At 65.9% G+C, this 22,806-nt stretch carries 19 protein-coding genes and 2 tRNA genes; 5 read left to right on the top strand and 16 right to left on the bottom strand.

Annotation, left to right across the window (positions count from 1 at the left end):
- Nucleotides 1-308: 308 nt before the first annotated feature.
- From BN3789_RS11860 to secA, 6 genes are all read right to left on the bottom strand, one after another.
- On the bottom strand, nt 309-1,700 hold the full coding sequence (locus BN3789_RS11860; RefSeq protein ID WP_066834636.1) for a hypothetical protein: 1,392 nt from the start codon (nt 1,698-1,700) through the stop codon (nt 309-311).
- Nucleotides 1,701-1,751: 51 nt separating this feature from the next.
- Nucleotides 1,752-2,693, bottom strand: a complete 942-nt coding sequence (locus BN3789_RS11855) for a transketolase family protein (protein WP_066834634.1) — start codon at nt 2,691-2,693, stop codon at nt 1,752-1,754.
- A 5-nt stretch (nt 2,694-2,698) separates the two neighbouring features.
- Nucleotides 2,699-3,520: a transketolase gene (locus BN3789_RS11850; protein ID WP_066834632.1), complete on the bottom strand. Its 822-nt coding sequence runs from the start codon at nt 3,518-3,520 to the stop codon at nt 2,699-2,701.
- 273 nt (nt 3,521-3,793) lie between these two features.
- A complete protein-coding gene (locus BN3789_RS11845; RefSeq protein WP_066834630.1) occupies nt 3,794-4,684 on the bottom strand; it encodes a YitT family protein in 891 nt (296 codons plus the stop codon).
- A 60-nt stretch (nt 4,685-4,744) separates the two neighbouring features.
- Entirely contained in the window at nt 4,745-5,890 is a 1,146-nt protein-coding gene (prfB, locus tag BN3789_RS11840) for a peptide chain release factor 2 (protein WP_066834629.1), read from the bottom strand.
- Nucleotides 5,890-8,700 carry a preprotein translocase subunit SecA gene (gene secA, locus BN3789_RS11835; RefSeq protein WP_066834627.1) on the bottom strand — a complete coding sequence of 937 codons (2,811 nt, stop codon included), beginning with the start codon at nt 8,698-8,700 and terminating at the stop codon, nt 5,890-5,892. The genes prfB and secA overlap by 1 nt, the downstream gene beginning before the upstream one ends.
- Before the next feature lie 239 nt (nt 8,701-8,939).
- Between secA and BN3789_RS11830 the strand changes: the two genes are divergently transcribed.
- A complete protein-coding gene (locus BN3789_RS11830) occupies nt 8,940-9,689 on the top strand; it encodes a TVP38/TMEM64 family protein (protein WP_066834625.1) in 750 nt (249 codons plus the stop codon).
- Nucleotides 9,690-9,990: 301 nt separating this feature from the next.
- Here BN3789_RS11830 and BN3789_RS11825 read toward each other — a convergent pair whose 3' ends face one another.
- The 7 genes from BN3789_RS11825 to BN3789_RS11795 all read right to left on the bottom strand — a co-directional run bounded on the left by BN3789_RS11825 (nt 9,991) and on the right by BN3789_RS11795 (nt 14,881).
- A complete protein-coding gene (locus tag BN3789_RS11825) occupies nt 9,991-10,737 on the bottom strand; it encodes a GyrI-like domain-containing protein (protein ID WP_066834622.1) in 747 nt (248 codons plus the stop codon).
- Between the two features lie 240 nt (nt 10,738-10,977).
- On the bottom strand, nt 10,978-12,027 hold the full coding sequence (locus tag BN3789_RS11820; RefSeq protein ID WP_147569742.1) for a hypothetical protein: 1,050 nt from the start codon (nt 12,025-12,027) through the stop codon (nt 10,978-10,980).
- A 32-nt stretch (nt 12,028-12,059) separates the two neighbouring features.
- The gene (locus BN3789_RS11815; RefSeq protein WP_459166428.1) at nt 12,060-13,037 is read right to left on the bottom strand and encodes a transposase; all 978 of its coding nucleotides are present in this window, start codon (nt 13,035-13,037) and stop codon (nt 12,060-12,062) included.
- Between the two features lie 387 nt (nt 13,038-13,424).
- Nucleotides 13,425-13,498, bottom strand: a tRNA-Cys gene (locus tag BN3789_RS11810).
- Between the two features lie 46 nt (nt 13,499-13,544).
- Nucleotides 13,545-13,620 (bottom strand) — tRNA-Gly (locus BN3789_RS11805).
- A gap of 106 nt (nt 13,621-13,726) precedes the next feature.
- On the bottom strand, nt 13,727-14,506 hold the full coding sequence (locus tag BN3789_RS11800) for an ADP-ribosylglycohydrolase family protein (RefSeq protein ID WP_066834618.1): 780 nt from the start codon (nt 14,504-14,506) through the stop codon (nt 13,727-13,729).
- 165 nt (nt 14,507-14,671) lie between these two features.
- Nucleotides 14,672-14,881: a hypothetical protein gene (locus tag BN3789_RS11795; RefSeq protein WP_066834612.1), complete on the bottom strand. Its 210-nt coding sequence runs from the start codon at nt 14,879-14,881 to the stop codon at nt 14,672-14,674.
- 214 nt (nt 14,882-15,095) lie between these two features.
- Between BN3789_RS11795 and BN3789_RS11790 the strand changes: the two genes are divergently transcribed.
- A complete protein-coding gene (locus tag BN3789_RS11790; protein WP_066834611.1) occupies nt 15,096-15,824 on the top strand; it encodes a hypothetical protein in 729 nt (242 codons plus the stop codon).
- A 101-nt stretch (nt 15,825-15,925) separates the two neighbouring features.
- On the opposite strand, the gene BN3789_RS11785 is transcribed toward BN3789_RS11790, so the two are convergent.
- The 3 genes from BN3789_RS11785 to BN3789_RS11775 all read right to left on the bottom strand — a co-directional run bounded on the left by BN3789_RS11785 (nt 15,926) and on the right by BN3789_RS11775 (nt 18,747).
- Complete coding sequence (locus BN3789_RS11785) at nt 15,926-16,324, bottom strand: zinc ribbon domain-containing protein (RefSeq protein ID WP_267872883.1); 399 nt, start codon at nt 16,322-16,324, stop codon at nt 15,926-15,928.
- A complete protein-coding gene (locus tag BN3789_RS12860) occupies nt 16,305-17,729 on the bottom strand; it encodes a tyrosine-type recombinase/integrase (RefSeq protein WP_147569740.1) in 1,425 nt (474 codons plus the stop codon). Before BN3789_RS12860 ends, BN3789_RS11785 begins: the two co-directional genes overlap by 20 nt.
- 220 nt (nt 17,730-17,949) lie before the next feature.
- Complete coding sequence (locus BN3789_RS11775) at nt 17,950-18,747, bottom strand: helix-turn-helix domain-containing protein (RefSeq protein ID WP_066834607.1); 798 nt, start codon at nt 18,745-18,747, stop codon at nt 17,950-17,952.
- Between the two features lie 235 nt (nt 18,748-18,982).
- Between BN3789_RS11775 and BN3789_RS11770 the strand changes: the two genes are divergently transcribed.
- From BN3789_RS11770 to BN3789_RS11760, 3 genes are all read left to right on the top strand, one after another.
- Complete coding sequence (locus BN3789_RS11770) at nt 18,983-19,198, top strand: helix-turn-helix domain-containing protein (protein ID WP_066834602.1); 216 nt, start codon at nt 18,983-18,985, stop codon at nt 19,196-19,198.
- A gap of 183 nt (nt 19,199-19,381) precedes the next feature.
- Nucleotides 19,382-22,111, top strand: a complete 2,730-nt coding sequence (locus BN3789_RS11765) for a phage NrS-1 polymerase family protein (RefSeq protein ID WP_066834601.1) — start codon at nt 19,382-19,384, stop codon at nt 22,109-22,111.
- Between the two features lie 268 nt (nt 22,112-22,379).
- The gene (locus tag BN3789_RS11760) at nt 22,380-22,790 is read left to right on the top strand and encodes a hypothetical protein (protein ID WP_066834599.1); all 411 of its coding nucleotides are present in this window, start codon (nt 22,380-22,382) and stop codon (nt 22,788-22,790) included.
- The last annotated feature ends 16 nt before the right edge of the window (nt 22,791-22,806 follow it).

Here is a 22,806-nt window from a genome sequence, read left to right as displayed (position 1 = left end):
TCACTGCGAGCGACACACCGATCACCTCCATTCCCATACCACGACCCGTTTCAACCCCGGCTTCAGGCAAATGACCCGTCAGCCGCCCGACCGGCTATAGATGCCCGAATATGAGATGACGAACGTATGCGTCCAGGCACCAGCCGCGAACGTCTCCACATGCTCGAAATATGGTACAGGTACTATCACAGGTGAAAACGTTTCGATAATTATTTACTTTGGTGCTTATCGATATGTTAGTTATAGTTATCTACAGCCTGTGCATAGGAAGAAGGAAGCAATATCGTGTTGTCTATTCGAGCGCGTCCCTATTCGCGTACGAGCGTGCCCGCGAGCTCCATCGACTCGTCCGTCGGCTGCCCGAACAGCAGTGGGGCGCGCGTGTAGTCGCCCGTAAACGAGAAGATGATCGACTTGTCCAGGCCGAGCGCACCCTCGAGGTGCGCCGTGCCCTCGCCCCCGGAACTCGAGCCATCACCCGAGAACACATAGGTCATCCCGTCGGTCTGGCGATAGCCCCGCCACGCGCCGTCCGGCGTCATGCGGGTCAGCGTGCAGTCGATGATGCCCGTGATCTCGGCGCTCGCGAACCCCGGCGTCACGGCGCGATACTCCACCGTGAAGGTCCCCTGCTCGATATCGACATGGTCGATCTTGAAGCCGACCATGTTCGCCGCATCGCCGTCGGACGCGACATAGGAGCCTTGAAGCGCATCGGCATCGTAGGCGACCGTCGAGGTCGCCTCCCCCTGTGTGCGCGTCCACGCATCCCCGTTGAACGAATACGTGTACGGCGTGCTGACCGTATTGGTGCCAAACCAGAAGTCGTAGACGTCCTGCGCCGTATACGTGCAGGTCTGGGCCGCCCGGTCGAACGTGGCGTCGAAGCCGTCCGGGAACGCGCTGTCGCGCGTGACGCCGGCGATGGCCTCGGTCGTATCGTTGGTCTGCAGAACGGCGCCCGCCCACCCGGTCGAAGTCGCCTGCGCATGGGCGAGCTCGCTGTAGCGGTCCTTCTCGGATGCGCGCGCGAACTTGAGCGCAACCGTGAATTCGGACTCGAAGCTCTCGTTGGAGATGGTGGCGGACGCGTCGACGATGTAGGATCCGTCGTCATCGGCCTCGCACGAGTTCAGCACGACATCGGACAGCTCGTAGGGGGACTCGTCGACGTAGTCGTTCGAGGCGAAACCGTCCATTATGTCGGGGTCCTCCGCGAGGACCTGCTCGACCGCCGCCGCGTCGGGCTGCGCGAACGAGGAGTTCGCGAACCAGACCGCGCCCACGATGACGACCGCGAGAACGACGAGGCACGCCCCCGCGACTGCGAGATGGCGGCGGGATATCGGCAGGCGGCGCGGCCCCCGCGAGGCGCCCGCATCCGGGTTGTCCCCGCCGGCGGCTGCAGCCTCGGCCGCCATCCTCGCCTCGGCCTCCGCGCGATAGGGAAGCTCCTGGGTGACACCGGAGCGCGTCGCCTCGGTGAGCATCGCCGTGGTGGACGGTGCCTGGACGAGCGACTCGAGGGCCAGTGCGGCCTCGCGGTGCTCCTGCTCCGCGATCGCCGCCAACTCGCAGGCATCGGCGAAAGCGGCCGTCGCCGTGACAGCAAGCACCCTGGTCGCCGCGCTCTCCACCGATGTCGTATCGGGATCGAGGCCCTTGGCATTGTCGGTATCGAGACGAGTCTCGTCGCTCATCGGCGTGCCCTTCTTCCATTACGTCCGCCCGCACGATAGTGCACCGCGTCCTTATGCGAGCAGCTCCTCGACGGCCCGCTCGACGCCCTCGGCGTCCAGACCGTACTTGTGCAGCAGGTCGACCGCAGGGCCCGACTCGCCGAAGACGTCGTTCACGCCGAGCTTCTTGACCGGCACGGGGTTCTTCTCGGCAAGCACCGCGCACACGGCGTCGCCAAGGCCGCCGATAACGGAATGCTCCTCGACCGTCAGCACGCGGCCGGTCTTCTTGGCGCTCTCCAGGATGATGTCCTCATCGAGCGGCTTGATGGTGTGCATGTCGATGACCTCGGCGGAGATGCCCTTGGCGGCGAGCGCCTCAGCGGCCTCGAGCGACGCCTGGACCATGAGGCCGCAGGCGACGATCGTCACGTCCGTGCCCTCGCGCATGAGGATGCCCTTGCCGATCTCGAACTCGAAGGAGTCGGCGTCGTTGACGACCGGCACGGCCAGACGGCCGAAGCGCATGTAGACGGGGCCCTCCATCTCGTAGGCGGCGCGCACGGCGGCCTTGGCCTCGACGTCATCGCACGGAACGATGACCGTCATGCCCGGAATGGTGCGCATGAGCGCGATGTCCTCGTTGCACTGATGGGTGGCTCCGTCCTCGCCCACCGAGATGCCGGCGTGCGTGGCGCCGATCTTGACGTTCAGGTGGGGGTAGCCGATGGAGTTGCGCACCTGCTCGAACGCGCGGCCCGCGGCGAACATCGCGAACGTGCTCGCAAACGCCACGCGGCCCGTGGTCGCGATACCGGCGGCGATGCCGACCATGTTGGACTCGGCGATGCCGGCATCGAAGAAGCGGTCGGGATAGGCGGCCTTGAACTTGCCGGTCTGGGTCGCGGCCGCGAGGTCCGCGTCCAGGACCACGAAATCGTCGTGCTCGGCGCCGAGCTCGACGAGCGCCTCGCCATAGCTCTGGCGGGTGGCGACCTTCTTCACGTCAGCCATTGTTCTTAAGCCTCCTTCGCGAGCTCGGCCATGGCCTGCTCGAACTGCTCGTCGTTGGGCGCCTTGCCATGCCAGCCGACCTGGTTCTCCATGAAGGAGACGCCCTTGCCCTTGACGGTCTCGCACACGATGCACGTGGGCATGTCCGCGGTCTCGCGCGCCTCGGCGAAGGCGGCGCGCAGCTGGGCCATATCGTTGCCGTCGGCGACCTCGACCACGTGGAACTTGAACGCGCGGAACTTGTCGGCGATGGGCATCGCGGAGTTGACCTCCTCGATGCTGCCGTCGATCTGCAGGCCGTTGTGGTCGACGATCAGGCAGAGGTTGTCCAGCCCGTGGTTGCCGGCGAACATGGCGGCCTCCCAGACCTGGCCCTCCTCGATCTCGCCGTCGCCCAGCAGGCAGTAGGTGCGATAAGCGTCGCCCCAGTGCTTGGCGGCAAGAGCCATGCCCACGGCGGCCGAGATGCCCTGGCCGAGGGAGCCGGTGGACATGTCGACGCCCGGGGTGTCGTTCATGTTGGGATGGCCCTGCAGATGGCTGCCGATGTGGCGCAGCGTCTCCAGGTCCTCCTTGGGGAAGAAGCCGCGCTCAGCGAGCGCCGCGTACAGCGCCGGCGCGCAGTGGCCCTTGGAGAGGACGAAGCGGTCGCGGTCGGCCTTGTGCGGGTCGGCCGGGTCGATGTTCATTTCCTCGAAATACAGGTAGGTGACGATGTCGGCGGCTCCCAGCGAACCACCGGGATGTCCCGACTTCGCCGCGTGCACGGCGGTCACGATCCCCTTGCGTACCTCGTTGGCAACCTTCTTGAGCTCATCGTCGCTCATGGCGCCTCCTTTCCGTGGTGTGCGTTAGGCTATATCCCGAACAGCACTGATCAACGAAAACGCCCCCATCCGGACGTGCTGTCGCGAACACGGTATGCGCACGTCAAACCCGCAATCACGACTACTCCACCATACCACAGCGAACCAGTCAGAATGCGCGGTTTCGTCCAATGACATGGGTTGGTTGGGGACGGGTTCGTTTCAACCCATCTTTCACGGATGCGAAGGGCCTGTTTGATGGGTTGAAACGAACCCGTCCCCAACCAACCCATGTCAGCGTTCGAAATCCTTGAACCCCTCGCCGATCGCCTCGGTCACGTCGCTGATGAACATGATGGCGTCGGGATCGTGCTCGGCCACGATGGTCTTGAGCGCGGACACCTCGCGACGATCGAGGATGACCATGAGCATGGGGCGCTCCCGACCGCTCCACAGGCCGCGCGCGGACAGCTCGGTCACGCCGCGATCGAGCCCGTGCATGATGTCGTAGGCGATCTCGTCGTGGCTCTCGGAGATGATGTACGCGGCGCGCCTGCGCTCGGCGCCGTCGACCACCATGTCGACCACGAAGCCCATAAGCACCATCGAGAGCGCAGCGTACAGGGCGTTTTCGAGCGAGAAGACCGGCGCGCTGGCCGCGCACACCGCCACATCGATCGCCATGACGGTCGTGCCGACAGGCAGCGAGGTCTTGCGGGAGACGATCTGGGCCACCGTATCCGATCCGCCTGTGTTGGCGCCGCAGCGGAACACCAGCCCGTAGCCGACGCCCGACAGGATTCCTCCCCACAGTGCGCAGAGCATCAGGTCGCCCGACGCGAGCGGCGAGACGAACGGGGCGAACAGGTCGGTGAAGAAACCGAGCAGCACGAAGCCCACGACGGTCTGGGCGGCATAGCGCATGCCGCCGGCGCGGACCGCCGCGAGCAGAAGCACGGCGTTCATGACGATGGTCTGCATGCCGACGGGCAGCTCGAAGCCGGAGCGGCGCGTGAGCTCGGCGATGATGGTGGCGAGTCCCGTCACGCCGCCGGCGGCGAGGCCCTGCGGCACCATGAACATGTCGATGGCGAGCGCCGCGAGGGCGCAGCCCGCAACGACGAGCGGGAGCTCATGCACGAACCGAGATTTGATCAAAGCGCGCACGTCGATACGACGGGCCATGCGGCATCCCCTCTCTCACGCCCCGCCCCCGGCCGCCGCGCGCGGCGACAGCGACGGCGCCTACTCCACGTCCGACTCGCTCGGCGTGTAGTCGGCGTTGCCGGTCGCCCAGCGATGGTAGCCGATGATGAAGGGGTCGAGATCTCCGTCCTCGAGCACCGCCTCGACGTTGCCGGTCTCCACGCCGCTGCGAAGATCCTTCACCATCTGATACGGGTACAGCACGTAGCTGCGGATCTGGTTGCCGAATCCGATGGCGTGCTTGGGGCCGCGGATCTGGTCGAGCTCCTCCTCGCGCTTCTGAAGCTCGAGCTCGTAGAGGCGGGCCTTCAGGATCTGCATGCACGCCGCCTTGTTCTGGATCTGGCTGCGCTCGTTTTGGCAGGTGACCACGATGCCGGTCGGCAGGTGCGTGACGCGCACGGCCGAATCGGTCGTGTTGACGCCCTGTCCGCCGGGACCGCTCGCATGGTAGACGTCCACGCGGATGTCATCGGGCGCGATCTCGATGTCGATGTCGTCGGGCAGCACCGGGATGACCTCGACGCCCGCAAACGTCGTCTGGCGGCGCTTCTTGTCATCGGTCGGCGAGATGCGCACCAGACGGTGCACGCCCGCTTCGGCGCGCAGCATGCCGAACGCGTCTTTGCCCTCGACCGTGAACGTCGCGCGGTCGATGCCGATCACCTCTGCCGCCGGGCAGTCGTTGACCGTCACCTTCCATCCGCGACGCGCGCAGTACTTCATGTACATCTTGAACAGCATGAAGGTCCAGTCCTGGGCCTCCAGGCCGCCCTGACCCGGCTTGATGGTGACGATGGCGTCGCCATGGTCGAACTTGCCGGTGAACCACGAGGAGAGCTCCATCTCGTCGATGGCATGCGTGAGCTGGGCAACGGTCGATGCGGCCTCCTTGAGGAGCTCCTCGTCGCCCCCCATTTCCTCGGCGAGCTCGAGCGCGGCGCGCGCGTCGGCAAGGCTCTCGCGCGCGTGCTCGACCGACTGGACGTCGTCGCGGTCGCGCGAGAGCTCCGCCATCAGCGAGCGGGCGGCCTCGGCATCATCCCAGAACCCCGGCTCGGCGCTCTTGCGCTCGAGCTCGGCCACGCGCTCGCGCTTCTCCTCCAGATGGAGATAGGACTCCACCTCCGCCAGACGAACGGCGAGGGAGTCCAGATCCTCCACGGTCACGGTGGACGCGTCCATTACGCGCGGTCCTTGCCGTGGCAGTTCTTGAACTTCTTGCCGCTGCCGCACGGGCAGGGATCGTTGCGGCCGACGTTGGCGTACGGGTCGCCGCTCTCATCCTTGCGATACGTGCGCACGGTGGAGCCGGCGGCACCGGCCGTCCCCTGCGGGGCGCGTCCGGCCGCGTTGGCGGCGTTGGCCGCGGCCTGACGACGAAGGGTCGAGGCGCCGTCCGGATCGGAGGGGCCGGAATAGGTCGCGTGGTCGAGCGCCGAGGGGGGCTCGGGCTTGGGGGCCTGGCGCACCTCGATGCGCAGCACGGTGCGCAGGTAGTCCTCGTACATGGTGTCGACCAGCGTGTGGAACGCGGCGAACGCCTCGGACTTGTACTCGACCAGCGGGTCGCGCTGACCGAAGCCGCGCAGGCCGATGCCCTGCTTGAGGTAGTCCATCTCCTGCAGGTAGTTCATCCAGCGCGTGTCGATGACGCGCAGCATGACCTGGGTGTTGAGGTCGCGCATGAGGTTCTCGCCCAGGCGCTCGGACTTCTGCTCGTAGCAGGTGTCGACATAGGAGAGCACGTCGCGCTTGAGGTCCTCGTAGTCCTCGTCGCCGAACTCGGGGGCGTCCTGGTTGCCCGTGAGCTCCACGAGCCACTTGTGCAGGCCTTCGAGGTCGCGCTCGCCGGAACGCGAGTCGACCGCGCAGAACTCCTGCACGCAGCGCGACACGGTGTCGTCGATGACCTCGTCGATGTGCCCGGCCAGGTCCTTGCCGTCCAGGATCTTGTTGCGCTCGGCGTAGATGACCTGGCGCTGCTTGTTCATGACGTCGTCGTACTCCAAGACGTTCTTGCGCATGGAGAAGTTGATGTTCTCGACCTTGTGCTGGGCGCCCTCGACGGCCTTGGAGATGATCTTGTTCTGGATGGGCTGGTCGTCGGGCATGTCGTAGCGCTGCATCATGGCGCCGACCTTGTCCATGCGGTCGCCGCCGAACAGGCGCATGAGGTCGTCTTCGAGCGACAGGTAGAACTGGGTCTCGCCCGGGTCGCCCTGACGTCCGGAACGGCCGCGCAGCTGGTTGTCGATGCGGCGCGACTCGTGGCGCTCGGTGCCGATCACGGTCAGGCCGCCAGCGGCCAGCACCTTCTCGCGCTCGCTCGCACAGATCTCGCGCGCCTCGGCGTACTTCTCCATATAGGTCCGCTTGTACTCGTCGGGGCTCTCGGCGGGGTCGATGCCCAGCGCGAGCGTCTCCTCGCGGGCAAGCTCCTCGGCGTTGCCGCCGAGCAGGATGTCCGTGCCGCGGCCGGCCATGTTCGTGGCGATGGTCACCGCACCCAGGCGCCCGGCCTGCGCGACGATGTGCGCCTCGCGCTCGTGGTACTTGGCGTTCAGGACCTCGTGGCGGATGCCGCGCTTGTTGAGCAGGCGCGACAGGCGCTCGGAGCTCTCGATGGAGACCGTGCCCACGAGCACCGGCTGGCCCTTGGCGTGGCGCGCCGCCACGTCGTCGGCCACCGCGTTGAACTTGGCGTCGATGGTGCGGTAGACCAGGTCGTCGTTGTCCTTGCGGATGACGGGCTTGTTGGGCGGGATCACCTGGACGGCCAGGTTGTAGATCTCGCGGAACTCGGCGTCCTCGGTCAGCGCCGTACCGGTCATGCCCGAGAGCTTGTCGTACAGGCGGAAGTAGTTCTGCAGGGTGATGGTCGCGAGCGTCTGGTTCTCCTCGCGCACGAGCACGCCCTCTTTGGCCTCGATGGCCTGGTGCAGGCCCTCGGAGTAGCGGCGGCCCTCCATGATGCGGCCCGTGAACTCGTCGACGATCTTGACCTCGCCGTTCGTCACGACGTACTGCTTGTCGCGATGGAACATGTACTGGGCCTTGAGCGCCTGCTGCAGGTGGTTCACGAGCTGGCCGGACAGGTCGGCGTAGATGTCGTCGATGCCGAGGCGCTGCTCGACCTTCTCCAGACCCTGCTCGGTGCAGGCGATGGTGTGCTTGGCCTCGTCCATGATGAAGTCGCCGGTGGGCTCGGGGCGCTCGGCGCCGACGGCCATGACGTCGAACTCGGGCTCCTCGCCACGGGTCAGGCCGCGGACGGCGCACGCGAACTTCTTGTAGGTGTCGGCGGACTTGGTGCCGGCGCCGGAGATGATGAGCGGGGTGCGCGCCTCGTCGATCAGGATGGAGTCGACCTCGTCGACGATGGCGTAGGCGTGGCCGCGCTGCACGCGCTGCTGCGGGCGGACGACCATGTTGTCGCGCAGGTAGTCGAAGCCGAACTCGGAGTTGGTGCCGTAGGTCACGTCGGCCTGATAGGCCGGGCGCTTGAGGTCGAGCTGCATGCCGTTTTGCAGCAGGCCGACCGTCATCCCCAGGAAGTGGTAGATGCGCCCCATCTGCTCGGAGTCGCGACGCGCCAGGTAGTCGTTGACGGTGACGATGTGGACGCCCTTGGCGGGGATCGCGTTGAGGTAGCCGGCGAGCGTCGACACCAGCGTCTTGCCCTCGCCGGTCTTCATCTCGGCGATCTGGCCCTCGTGCAGCGCCATGCCGCCGATGAGCTGGACGTCGAAATGACGCAGGCCGAGCGTGCGCTTGGACGCCTCGCGGACCACGGCGAACGCCTCGGGCAGCATGCTGTCGAGGCTCTCGCCGCCCTCATAGCGCTCGCGGAACAGAACCGTCTGATGGGCGAGCTCCTCGTCGCTCATCTTCTCATAGGTGGGCTCGAGATCGTTGATCTTGACGACCATCTTCTCGTAGCGCTTGAGGTCCTTGTCCGCTCCGAAGGAGAGCAGCTTTGAAACGAATCCCATGTGGTTTCCTTCTCATATCTTCGTGCGCAGTCATGCGCATGCACAGTCGATGATTACTCTAGCCAATTGCAGTTTGCGTTATGCGAAGGTTACGTGCAGTCACACGGAAACCATGCGGAACGACACGAAACGGCTCTGAATCAAAAGACCAATGCCGTGTCGTGCGAAAGAATCTCGCGATGTTGACGCTTTCTTGACTTCCGTCTCATACGCTCATGGCAGTGAGAAAGGAGACGGATATGTCGACGACGAATGAGGAGGCCTTCGTTCCCGCAGGATTCGGCAGCGCCGAGCGCAAGCGGGACGACGCGCGGCGCCCAAGGTGCGGCAAGCTCGCCGCCGCGGTCATCGGGGGCATCTGCCTCGCCGCGCTTATCGGCGCGTGCATCGCGTTCGGGCCGCAGCTCTGGGGCTTCTTCATGAACGGCGAGGCCGTGCGCGCGTGGGTCGACGCGCAGGGCCCGTTCGCGCCGGTCGCCATGACGGCGCTGGTCGTGGCGCAGATCGCCGTCGCCATCCTGCCCGGCGAGCCCGTCGAGCTCGCCGCCGGCTACCTGTTCGGGTTCTGGGAGGGAACCGCCATCTGCCTTGCGGGTAGCCTTGTCGGCACGCTGCTGGTCACGCTGCTTGTGCGCCTTCTCGGCATGCGCGTCGTGCGCGCGTTCTTCTCCGCCGAGCAGATCGAGGGCGTCTCCTGGCTTCGCGACTCCGCGCGCTTCGAGCTGATCATGTTCGTCGTGTTCCTGATACCCGGCACCCCGAAGGACATCCTCACCTACGTGGCAGGGCTCACCACCTGCCCGTGGTGGCGCATCGCCGCGATCGCCACGGTGGGGCGGATCCCCTCGGTCATCTCCTCGACCCTGGCGGCAGGTTTTGCCTCCGAGGGCAATTGGGTGGCAGCAGTTGCGGCGTTTGCGGTAACGCTCGCTTTGGTCGGCATCGGAACGGGCATCTTCGCCGTGATCAAGCGGCGTGCGAAGAGCTAGCCCGCTTATATCCGCAGGCGCCTGCCGCACGTGGGTACCGATTGTGCCCGTGTCCCCTGGAAACCGCTGATCAAAGGGCCTCGAGCCCCGCGGCCGGGGAGGCTGGGGGATCGACGGTACGCATATGGAACGCCACCCTGTTGACTGTACGCTATAGCAACGTTTTTCGCCCGAAAGCGTTCCTATAGCGTACAGTCAACAGGGCGGCGTTCCCATAGCGTACTCTCGATTCGGGCGACACCGCGGTGCGCGCGGGAAGCACTCGAATCCGGGCCGGAATCGGCAAATTCATCCGCACCCTTTAGGCCGAGCGCACCGGATGCCTGATCACGGTCTTGAGATTCTCCGGCTTGGTGCGACGCGGGTCTCCGAGATAGATCTCATGATGCAGCCGAACTGTTGGCACGGTGCCGCCGGTATCGAGCGCGGCGAGTATCGCGGCTCCATCGAACGCCTTCGTAGCGCGATGCCCCGCAGGCGACTCCCCTCCCTCCGCGATATCGGCAGCAAGGCCCTGCGCCGAGATGAAATCCGAGAGGCGGGCGATCGTCGCCGGCTCGTCGTCATAGGGCCCCTTGTGCATGATCTGCGCGCACGGGCCCTCGGCAAACCGGACGAGCCTCAGCTCGCCCGCCTCGACCGCATCCGCGAGCTCAGGCTTCTTGGCGACCATCATGCCACAGGCGCGCTCGAACGCCTCGGGCGTCACGAAATCGGGCTGACGGATGAGCGACACCCAGGACAAGGCCCCCTTGTCGGCGATCGAGGCGCCGTCGAACGCACCGGAGCCAGCCCACCAGAGGCCCTCGAGCGGGGGCACCACATAGTCGAAATACCCTTTCGGCTGCCAATCGCCCATCTTCGACATCTTGACGGTATACGAAAACCCGTAGAGCACGCCGAGGGCACGCTGGTACGCGCCGCCCTCCTCGTTGGGATCCCCCGTCCCCGCCATCGCGGCAAACGTCATGGCGGGCACATCGACAAGCGACGGCCTTGCCTTGGGCACATACAGGTCGCGGTATTCCTTCTTGAAGTCATACGCCATGGCGCGGCCCTCCTCCTTCTGCGCGCGGTTCAGCCCGAGGCGCCCCGAGCGAGTCCGGCACCGGGTCGAACGCCTCGGCCCTTCTACCAGGATACCCGCTAACAGGGCCCCGTAACGGTACCCAAAACTATGAGAGAGGGCGCCCAAGAGGGGCCTCACTCCCACTTCTGGGTACAGTTACGGGGCCCTGTTAGCGGGTAACGCCCGCATCGTACTCGTCTGCATGCGTCTACATAGAGCCTACTGCTGTCTCCATCTGCGAATGATGAACTGCCTGAGCCGCTCTTGACGTTCTTCGAAATCATCGGGACGGTTGCCGGTCCTGATCCCCGCATTCTCGCTGATCGTCCTCATGACGCGTTGGAACGCCTCCCTGTCGAACAGCCGCTGCTTGTTAATCTCCACGATCTTGTATCCCATCTTCTGGAGTACATGGCGCCGCTCGTTGTCAATCGCGCTCTGCAGCTCCTCGTTGTGGCGCGCGCCCTGGTATTCCACATCCTGCCTGCCGCGTTTGATATAGGCATCGAAGATGATCTCCTTGCGCCTCGTAAGCCCCCGTGCCTCCTCATCGATAGCCACCCTATGGTTCATCGAAAGGTCGCGAACCTGAATGCCGCCAAGCCCGACCCTCACGGTGATGGCCATGGTCATACCGGTCTCCATAGGGCTGCGTGATCCGTCGCGCACGCTTCGCAGGGCACGCAAAGCTTTGGAACGCCCCCTACATGCATCGGGAAGCGACAGGAAATAGTCTTTGAGCTTGCGGACCGTTGTCTTCGGCTCCTTTAGCTCGCGATAGTCTTCCGCCGGATCTTCCGGCATCGAATAGAAGGAGCAGAGCTCGAAGTAGTACTCGATGAGCTCATATTCATCCATTGTGCGCGCCGCCTGAAAAGCGCAGAGCTCTATGCCTGCAAGATACACGCCGGAATCAAGCTTGATGAGGGATCTCGCCGGCAGATCAAGGCGCCACACATGGCAGCGGAGGCTATCGCTGTTGCGCTTGTCTCCTTCAGAGGGAACAAGCACATCGAGAGCGCGCATGTCGTGCGGGGAGATGCCGAGCTGTTCAAGCGCTTGCCGGGCGGCACGAATGGACTCGACGGTAGGGGCACATCCTCGCAGCGGCATGTTCTGGTCTGGTAGCGAGGGGCTCTCGAGTGAGACGTTGTGCGCGTTGTGAATGGTTCGCGCGAGTGGGAAGCAAAGCACAATGCTCATAATGGGTACAGTGTCGGCCATCCGCGCGAGCCATCGGCCGCATTTTGAAACAATGCTCTTTTGCACAGTGTGGATAGATTTGACTCCATATATGCCGCCTAGCTGCGGCCTCCTCCATAGAAGTCCCGGTACCTCAGCGTACCGGGGCACTCCATGGCGCGACCGAGCACCATCGCGGCCTTCTCCATGGCGCCTGACGGCGGGTTGGCGATGACGCTGAACAGGTCGAGCCATCCCTTCAGGTCGGCGCGGTCGAAGCCCTTGTGGGCGTCCAGGAACGACTTCAGCAGGAAGTGCAGCCGGTTCACGTCCGCCAGCGGGTTCTCCCGGTCGGGCAGGCTCTTCAGCCGCCTCGAGTCGTACTCGACGCTGGCGAGCCCGAGCTCGCGGACCAGGGCGCGGTGGGACTTCTCCTTGTCGTGCAGGAGCGTCGAGCCCCGCGCGACGTGGCCCGAGTAGGCCGCGAGCGCCCTCCGCGCGCTCGGCTTGCCCCGTCCGCACGGCTCGAAGGCGGACCGGCCCCGGCCGTCGGTCGCGACCGCGATGCACAGCTTGTTGCGCGACAGGCCCCGCTTGAGGGAGCCGTCGGCGTTGCGCTCGGCCTCCGCCGCGGGGACCGGGTAGTACGTCTCGTCAATCTGGACGCGCCCGGAGAGGACGGTGCCGTCCTGGATCCCGTCGAGCACGAGGAAGAGCTTGGCGAGCCACCAGGGCGGGGTGGTCGGCGACCTGCGGTTCGAGCGGGCTATCTCGCGGACGCTGTCGAAGGAGAGCAGCTGGATGACGAACTCGCACCAATCCGAGACCGGCACCTTGCGCCCCTCGAAGATGGTCCCCGTGGCGGGCGTGAACGTCCTGCCGCAGGACCGGCAGGCCCAGCGCCTGACGCCGCGCGAGTCGAAACCGTCGCGCACGATGTCGGGCGACGCGCACCGCGGGCAGGATGCCCGCTCGTACCCGTTGAGGAACTCCGCGTCCCCGTCGGGCGGGGCGTGTGACGGCGTTGGCTTCGTGTTCGGGCCCGGGCGACGAGCGCCTGGGCGGGCGTGACGTCCGATTCGGGGACGCCGTCCCACGGCGTCGCGGACGCCGAGGGCATCTTCTTCCTTGCGCGCATGGTGGTGGTCCGATCCCGTCCCGCGGGATGCCGCGCGATCCGGACCACCACGTCGCGAGAGCGCGGCACCCCGCGGGACGCTCTCGCGGGCGTGCTATGTCATCTCGGATTATACGACCGAGGCAGTCGGGACGGCGAATCTATCCACACTGTGCAAAAGATCATTTTTTTGAAAAAGGCCTTCGCAAGCTTACCGAGCGCTTGCCATGAATCCAACAAGCGGGCCGGATTCTTGTTGGATTACCAACAAGAAAAGGGGATTTTGGCGAGCATCTGGGCAACAGGGCAGCGAAAGGCTGAAGGCAGCGTAATGAAAAGGGGCCCGCGCGGGGCCCCTGTGACGGTCTGGAGGCGAAGCCCGGATTCGAACCGGGGGTAAAGGCTTTGCAGGCCTCTGCCTTACCACTTGGCCACTTCGCCATCTATATGAGAAGGGCCGATCTTCCAATCGGCCCGAATCATGCAATGGAGCGGACAACGGGGCTCGAACCCGCGACCCCAACCTTGGCAAGGTTGTGCTCTACCAACTGAGCCATGTCCGCTTGCGAGGAAGTACTATACGGGAATTATCTCGCGTGTGCAACCCTCCTCATTCTCTCCACAACTCGTGGAAAGCCCGAATGCAAAGCCGCGCGGGGGGGCGCCCCCTCAGAACAGGCACGCCTCGATGACCTCCGCGCCTCGCAGCGCGGAGAGCCACTCGTCCGGAATCCCCTCCATGCCGTAGACGATGCCGGCAAGCGCGCCCGCGACGGCAGCGGTGGTATCTGTATCGTCCCCAAGGTTGACTGCCGCGAGCACGCACTCGGCGTAGCTCGACGTGTTCGCAAGGCACCACAACGCGGCCTCATAGGTGTCGCGCACGTAACCGCCGGATTTGATGTCCTTTGCGGATCTTCCGGCAGCATCCCCCGCCACGTCCGCGACCTCGGCGCCACCGATGAGCTCGCGTGCAACCTTCACCATGGCGACGCACGCCTCCGTCGAGACGGCATGCGCATGGGTGATCGCGGAGACGGCGCGCACCTCGTCGTCCGTCGCGTCGGTGTACGCGAGCGGGACGGTGCGCATGAGGGAGCCGTTTCCGTTATCCCACTCGCCGGAAAGACCGTGCCCGCGCTCGAGGGCCGCGCGCGTCGCGTTCCCGATATCGAAGAGGCCGTCGACGGTGTACGCGCCCTGGCGGTACCACCGGACGAATCGGGCGCGGATGTCCTCGACGTCGATGCGCCCCAGCTCGCGATAGCTGTCGCAGATGGCGAGCGCCATGGACGTGTCGTCGCTCCACGTGCCGGCCGGCTGGTTGTGGCTGCCGTGCCCGATCATGCCCGTGCAGAGAAACGTCCCCCGGGGCCGAAACTCGTAGGGAACTCCCAGGGCGTCGGCCACCGCCTGGCCGTATATGCAATCGCGAAGCGTTCTTGCCATAGGTGTCCTCCTTTACAGGAAAGCGCCTCGCGGGAGGCCTGCGTGCGTTTTCAGACGAGCCCCGTGCACCACCCGAGGAGGCGTCAGCTTGCAAACGCCTCATGATGGCGACGTGAAGGCCGCTGCCGGCTATTGGCTATTGGATTTGATCGCGATGCGTCCCAATTAGACGATATAACGGCGCATGATGCCGTCCGTGCACTTCACGCAGCGCTTTCCCGTGATGTCGATGGTCGACGACGTGGTGTACCCGCATGAGCCGCACACGTACTTGAGCATGGGCGCCCTCACGCCGCCCGCCACGTCCTGGAGCTCCTCAGCCGGCAGCTCCTCGCAATAATCGCTCGCGCTTCGATCGATGCCGTGCTCGTCCATGGTGCCTCCTTGTGGCCGTAGGTCCCCATCGGCGCGCGAGACGCATGTGATGGCCCCGCGGCACCCGATGACACCTCGAACTATACCACCGCGCAGGAGGCCGCCGACACACGGCTCCGAATAGCTCGCAGCTAATGAAATCAACCCCTCCTCAATAGAAGATAGGGTCACGGGCGCTTTGGCGCACATCTCTACTCTAAAGGAAGGGAAGACTATGATCAGCATTTCTCGTAGGGGCTTCATCGCTGCGCTTGCGGGCACGTCGGCGATGATGTTTTCCGGTTGCAGCGCAAACACCGACAACACGGGCGACAGTTCTTCATCCGCCTCCGAACCGCAAGAAGCGACGCAGACTGGAGAGCCCCAAGGTCTCGAAATCGTTGAGAGCGGATGGAGTGTCAACGATTCGGGTTTCGTCATGTACGGCATCGGCATCAAAAACCCCAACGGCGACAAGGAGGCCGATTTCCCGTCATTCACCATCACCGGTAAAAAGGCCAACGGGTCGATCGCATTTTCCGATGAGCAGACGCTGTTCGTCATCGCGCCCAATGAAACCGTGTACTACGGCTTCCAAGCGGGCAACGGAACAGTTCCCGATACCGTTGAGTTCGCAATCACAGACTCCGATTTCAGCGATTGTGCCGAGCCCGAATCGGACATCTTCACCATCGCCAACACATCCGAGGTGATAGGCGACTACGGTTTGGTCTCCTATACAGGCGAGCTGACACTCAATGTGGATTTGTCGGGCTCCTCTGCCCCAACAGTTCTCGAACAAACCGCCGTCACAGTAATCCTGCGCAACGCGGACAACGCCATCGTGTATGGCACGTCCACCTTTGTAGACACACCGGACCAAGGCGCCTCGGTCCCGTTCGAGATATCCGCGTACTCGGTTCCCGAGCACGCCTCGTTTGAGATCCACGCCCAACTCTGGTAGCGAGCCGCGTGCGGCGGGGCGGCACGGCACGCCCTGCCGCCGCCATCCCGCCCGCGAACCTCCGCTTTTCGCGTAAAAGCGCACCGCGCCGACGCGGCGCTCTACTCCCCATCCTTCCAGCGGCGCAACGTGGGCAGCACCGCGCCAAGCAGCGAGGCGGACTCGTCGACTGTCCAGCCCATCGCTTCCGCCATGCGCGGAGCGCAGTCCTCGATCATCTCGTCCATCGTGGTCTCGTAGGTGTAGGCTCCGTCCTCATAGCACCAGCGGCAGAAATCCTCCGCCTCGGAACCATCCGCGTTGTGCCCGTGCTGGTCGGGCGCGGTGAACATCATGCCGCAGCTCTGGCAGTAGTGCTCGGGCATGTCCAGCAGCTCGGTGATGGGGACATCGAGCTCGCGCGCGATGAGCTTGATCATGTCGATGCCGGGCTCGGTCGCCCCGGTTTCCCAACGGGAGACGGTTCGTTGGTTGAGCTTGTTAGATTGCCTCTGAAACACGCAGGTCAGAGGTGGTGTCGAGGACTACGAATTTGGGGCGGTCGGGCTGCTGGTACGAATCTGGTACGAATCGTTCCTCGGTTTGTACCGGGGCTTGTTCCGGCGCTCTCGTGCGGCGTGACGGGCGGACGTGGCGAACCTTGTAGGGGCGGCCCTTCGGGGCGTCCTCGGCGTGCTTCGCCATGAACTCCTCCTCGGCGCCGATGCTCTGGAAGGCGCCCTCCATGACGTCGGCGGCCTCGCGCTTCTGGTCCATGTTCACATGGGTGTAGATGTCCATGGTGATGGTGGCGCTGGCGTGGCCGGCGAGCTCCTGCATCACCTTGGGGTGCACGCCCTGCTGGGCGAGCATCGAGAGGTAGGAGTGGCGCAGCTCGTGGAGGCACCAGCCGTCCAGGCCGAGGTGCTTGCGGTCGCGCTCCCACCATTTGCCGAACGTGTCGGGATGCGCGCGCTGGGCGTAGAAGTCGAGGACGACGGGCGTGTCCTCGGTCTGCTCGCTCCAGCCCTTCTTGAGCCCCCGGTGGAGGTAGTTGCGCGTGAGGAAGTACTCCTGCTGGGCCTTCTTGCGGCGCAGCAGCGCGCCGCAGACGAACTCGGGCATGGGGAGGTTCCTCATGCCGGCGTGGGTCTTCGCCTCCTTGAGGTTGCGGAACGCGTCGAAGTTGTGGTTGACGGTGAGCACCTTGTTGTCGAAGTCGATGTCTCGCCACGACAGCGCGCAGATCTCGCCCCGGCGGAGCCCCATCGTGATGGCGAGGAAGTAGCCGATGTCGCACGAGGTCTCGACCTCGAGCTGGTCGACGAGCTGTCGCATGCGAGCCGGCGTGAGGGCCCGCTTCTCCTTGGTGTCGACTTTGGGCGTCGCCACCTTGTCGATGGGGTTGCGCACGATGACCTCGCGCTCAACGAGGTCGCGGAACATGAGGTCGAGGGTCTTGTTGATCTGGTTCAGGTAGGCCCCGCTCGACGGCTTTCCCGAGAGCGTGTCGCCCTGGCGCATCGCCGCGTACATGCCCTCGATCATCTCGGGCGTGATGAGGGCGACTTCGGCCTTGCCGATGTGGCGGGAGACGGCCTTGAAGCAGCGGCGGTAGCGCAGCTGGGTGTTCTGCGAGAACTCGCCGGAGAGGTCGCGCCGCTCCATGAAGTCGGCGGCGCACTCCTCGAAGGTGGTGCCGGTGCGCTTCCAGACGCGGTCGTCCTCGATCTCCTCGATGAAGTCGCGCAGGGCCTTCTTGGCCTGGGTGTAGGTCATGTCGTTGACGCGGCGCGTGCGGGTCTTGTACTTGCCCGTGCGGGGATCGAGGCCCACGGGCACGCGCAGCTGCCACTTGCGGCACTTGGACTTGGGCTTGTCCTTCTCGATCTGGACGATGGTGCCCTCGCCGATTACCTTGGCCATGTTTAGCACCTCCTCTCGAGGAGGCGGGCGGCGGTTTGATGGCTGATGGGCATTGCCGCGCGGTATGCGCAGATGGCGGCGCCTGTAGCCGCATGGTCGGTCGATGGCATATAATGTCACCGGTCCTTTCCTTGTTAGCGCTTGGTTGGGACAGTCTTTGGGCTCGTGGGAGGTTCCAGCTCCTGCGGGCCCGTATTGTTTGTGCGATGCCTCCTTCCTGTTAGCCGCGGTTGTTGTCGAACGAGCCGCCGAGGCCGTGGGCGAAGGCGTTGCGGCGCCGGCGCATGCCGTCGTAGGCGGACGTGATGCCCTCCAGAACCTCGCGGTCTCGCTCCTCGTACTGTGCGGAGAGCATGTTGGAGAGCTTGTAGCAGGCGAGCTCGATCGACAGGGGCTCCTTGGGCTTCGTGTCGCGTATGAGGAAGCGCTCGCCCGCCACCTCGAACTCCCAGCCGTTGTCGCGGGCGTTGCGGCGCCCTACGCTCTCCGCCATGTCGAGGGCGTCGGCGATCTCGCGGTCGCGCTCGTCGGCGAGGCGCGTCTCCACGAACTCGAGGAACCGCGCGCGCAGGGCGTCGGCGTCGCCGAGCGACACCAGGTCGATGAAGTCGGCTTCGCCCGAGCCCATGGACTCGTAGAACTGGCGGCTGTACTGCTGGACCAGCTCCTCGTAGCGGCGCTGGTCCTGCGCGCGGTCGCGCGCCTGCTCCTTGCCGTCCTTGTACTGGATGTAGTCGAGGTAGTCGTCGAGCAGGCCCTTGTTCTTGTCGGACAGGGCGTCGTAGACGCGCTGCACGGGGCCGCGCATCTCGCTGGGCTTGATGGGCGTGCGGCCGACGACGGCGTCGATGGTGCAGCCGAGGAAGTCGGCGATGATCCAGGCGCGCTCGATGGGGATCTTGGCGGGCTCCTGCTCGTAGCGGGTGTAGGTGGGTGCGGGTATGTCCACCGCCTCGGCGAAGTCCTTTGCCGTGCGGTATCCCGCCTCCTTCCTGAGATTCTGCAGGCTGTTAGGCACGGCTCGGCCCTCCTCGGATGCGTGCGTCCTATGGAGGCCCGATACGTAGAGATGCCTCCTGTAGTATCCGTTGGAATCATATTACAACATTGAGAATCACCAGGCAACCAGATTTACAATCATTGGGCGAGTTTGTATCGCAATGTGATTCTAAGCGTGGTAATGTAGCGCGTACGGACGGGGGACGCAAGGGAGCCCTCGCGAGGCGCGGCTTTGCCGCAGGAAGGGAGGGGTCATGGTCAGGAGCTTCCACGAGCTGCCGCTGCTGATGACGCCGAAGCAGCTTGCCGACGCAACCGGAGAGCACGTGAACTCTATACGGCGAAGCATCGCCGCCGGGCGGATTCCGGCGGACAAGGTTGACGGGCGGATCTACATCTGCAGGGATCTGGTGTTCCCGAACACGGCGAAGGGGATGGTGGGGCATGGCGACGACGCGCGCGCCCGCTGAGCGGTGGCGGCCGGGTGCCGGTGCGGGGGCGCTTGCAGGCGCGCCCGGATGCGGCGGACCGGTCGGATACGGCCCCGAAGGGGCGGCGAGCGCGGTTGCAGCCACGCCCGCCGCGATGAAGATTCCTGGCGGGATTCTTCGGGGAGACAGTGTAGCGCATACGGCGACGGGCGGTGCTTCTCCATGGCATCGCTAGAAAACGTGCCCGCTGAGCTGCGGGCGGAGGCGCGCTGGGTGTGCTGGCGGCGCGAGGAGCGCGGCGGCAAGATGACGAAGCTCCCGGTGTGCGCGGCGAATGGGCGCATGGCCAAGAGCACCGACCCGGCGACGTGGGCGACCTTCGATGTGGCCGTGGCAGCCGTCGGGCGGTGGCGCTGTGACGGCGTTGGCTTCGTGTTCGGGCCCGACCGGGCGTACACCGGGCTCGACCTCGACCACGTGATCGAGGGCGGGACGCTGGACGCTGAGTACCGCTGGGTCGTCGAGCAGGCCGGGACGTACACCGAGGTGTCCCCTTCCGGGGACGGGCTCCACCTCATCTTCCGCGGGAGCAAACCCGACTGGGCGCAGCGCTCGCGCAAGGGGCAGCCCGGCGCGCGCGTGGTGGAGATGTACGACCGCGACCGATACTTCACTGTTACCGGGGCGGTCTTCGAGGGACACGATGCCATCTCGGAGAATCCCGCCGTGGTCGAGCGGGCGTATCGGACGTGGATCGAACCGGAGGTCGCGGCGCAGCCGGCGCTGTCGGCGGCGGGCACGAGCTCGTCCGACGGCATGGATGACGACGCGCTCCTGGAGCGCATGTACGCGTCGAGGAGCGGCGACGCCATCCGGGCGCTCATGGCGGGCGACTGCTCCGCGCAGGGAGGCGACCGGTCGGCCGCCGACATGGCGCTGTGCTCCCACCTAGCCTTTTGGTGCGGGCGCGACGCCGGTCGCATGGACCGGATCTTCCGGCGCTCCGGCCTCATGCGCGGCAAGTGGGACTCCCGCCGCGGGGGCTCCACGTACGGCGCGCAAACGATCGAGCGCGCGATCGCGGGATGCACGGACGTCTACAGGCCGAGGGACCGGCGGGCGGAACGGCCTTCTCGCCCTCAAAATAAGAACGCGTGTTCGACTGCAACGCGGCGCGAGCAGCAAGGGGTACCCGACGATGACGCCGCGCCGAGGGAGGCCACAGATGGGGCGCCCTCGACCGAGGGCTGGCACGTGGACGACCGCGGGCGGCTCTGGGCGGCGGACGCGGCCGGCGAGCTGCGCTACACCGTGACGGCGACCGCGCCCTGGATCGCCTGCGACCTGGTGGACGTCGACACGGGAGACGTGCGCGCGCTCGTGCGCGTGGCTGTGGCGGGCGGCGTGCGCGAGCGGGCGCTCGACCGCGACGTGCTGCTCAACCAGACGCGCATCATCGGCGCCCTGGCGCCGCTCGGCGCGAACATATCGAGCACGAACTCGAAGGAGGTGGTGCGCTACCTCACCGACTGCGAGCGCCGGTGCGCGGGCGAGCGTCCCCGCGCGCGCAGCGTGACGCATCTGGGCTGGGCGGACGGCCCGCTCGGCGCGTTCATGCCCTACGACGCGGGCGGCGAGGTGCGCTTCGACCCCTCGCCCGACGAGGCGCTGAAGGCGCGCCCCTTCATGGCGGCGGCGGGCACGCTTGCCGAGTGGGTCGCGGGCGTCGCCCCGGCGCGCGCGGCGTCGCCCCTGTTCCGCTGCGTCCTGGCGGCGAGCTTCGCCTCGCCTCTCGTGGCGCTTCTCGGCGTGCAGACCTTCATCGTCTACCTGTGGGGCAGGAGCCGCAGCGGCAAGACGCCGACGCTCAAGGCGGCGGGCAGCGTGTGGGGCGACCCGACCGAGGGGTCGGACTCCTACTTCCGCACGTTCGCGGACACGCCCAAGAGCATCGTGAGGGCCGCGGCGCTGCTCCATGACATCCCCGTGATCATCGACGAGCTGCAGAGCAAGGGCGCGCCCGGCGGGCAGGCGACTAAGCGCCAGATCGTAGAGGACCTGCTCTATTCCCTCTCGCTCGGGCACGAGCGCGGGGCGCTGAACTCCGACCGCTCGATGATGCGGGCGGGCAGCTGGCGCTCGCTCACGATTGCTACGGGCGAGATCCCCATCGTCGGGGACTCGACGCAGCAGGGGGCCTCGAACCGCACGCTGGAGCTCTCGGGCGAGCCCTTCGCCGACGTGCGCGCGGCCCAGGCGATGCACCGGCTCGTCGCCCGGCAGCACGGGACGGCGGGGCGGGCGTACGTGGCGGCGCTGAAGAGGAACGAGCCGGCGTTCTACGCTGACCTGTTCTCCCTCGTGCGCGACGGCGTGGGCGACATCGCTTCCGGGCACCCCCAGGCCGACAACATCGCGCTGCTGGCGCTCGCGGACGCGCTCGCCGAGTACTACGTGCTCGCGCCGGGCTCCGAATGGGCGTCGTGCCTGGACGGCGCGATGGCGATGGCGGCGTGGGCGCTCGGCAACGCCACGGGAGCGGAGAGCGACACCGACACCCGTGCTATCCAGTTCGTCGCGGAATGGCTGGCGGGCAACCGCATCCACTTCGACGACTACTGCGAGAACGACCGGCTGGAGCGCTGGGGCGCTATCGAGGAGAAGTCGTGCGCGGCGGGGTTTCGCTGGTACGTGTTCTCGAGCGTGCTGGAGCGGGCGCTCGCGGGCGCGAACTTCGACCGCGCCAAGACGCTGCGGCGCATGGACGAGGAGGGCATCCTCGTGCGCGACTCGGGGCACCGCTACACCAGACAGAAGCGGTTCCGCAACGCCGGGCGCGTCTACTGCGTCTGCATCGACAACGAGGCGCTGGAGGCGTTTCTCGACCGGTCTGCCGGGGCCACGGGCGCAGGCGGTGCCGGCATCGCGTCTCAAGGAGGCGCGCCATGTTGAGACGGGATTTGAGACGGCCGTACCGGCTGGTGAAGGTGGTTGCCCACCCCTCTTGTCTTGCTGTCTTGACGGGAAGGAGAGTTGATGGGGCATCGCGCGCGGGCGTGCGCGCGCACATGCGCGCAAGGCGCCCGGGTGCTGTTCTGCTTGAGACGTTGAGACGGGCGGCATTTGCGCTGGCAGCGGGCTTGCATTGTGTCTCAAGCGGCAGTGTTCGGCGCGATGGCGCACGCGGGCGGCGTATGAGACGGGCCGGGAGGGGGCGAAGATGAGCTGGTGGACGGAGGAGCAGGACGACGTCCTGCGCGAGGTGAGCTTCAGGGGCGCGGCGCACGCCGCCGCCGAGATCGAGCGGCGCTGCGGCGTGCGCCACTCTGTGCGGGCGGTGGAGATGCGCGCGAGCCGTATCCACTGCTCACTGGCGGTGCAGACGGTGTGCCCCTCCTGCGGCGCGGTAGGCGTTAAGATCAATCGGCAGACCGGCATGTGCCGGCGGTGCACCGAGGAGTACCACCTGGCGCAGGAGCGCGCCTTCAACGAGCAGCTGGAGCGCGAGCGGGTCGCCGCCGAGGAGGCGGCGGACATCGACGACGTGCGGCGCGAGCGGGACATGATGCGGCAGCGCAACTCGCGGCTGTGCAGGAAGTACGGGCTGAAGGGAAAGCGGGAGCGGAAGTGATATGGCGGCGGTGTCC

Source organism: Collinsella ihumii, assembly GCF_900046475.1.
Classification (GTDB): domain Bacteria; phylum Actinomycetota; class Coriobacteriia; order Coriobacteriales; family Coriobacteriaceae; genus Collinsella; species Collinsella ihumii.
The sequence above is the reverse complement of the archived record's forward strand: the minus strand, read 5'-3'. Positions and strand labels throughout refer to the sequence as shown.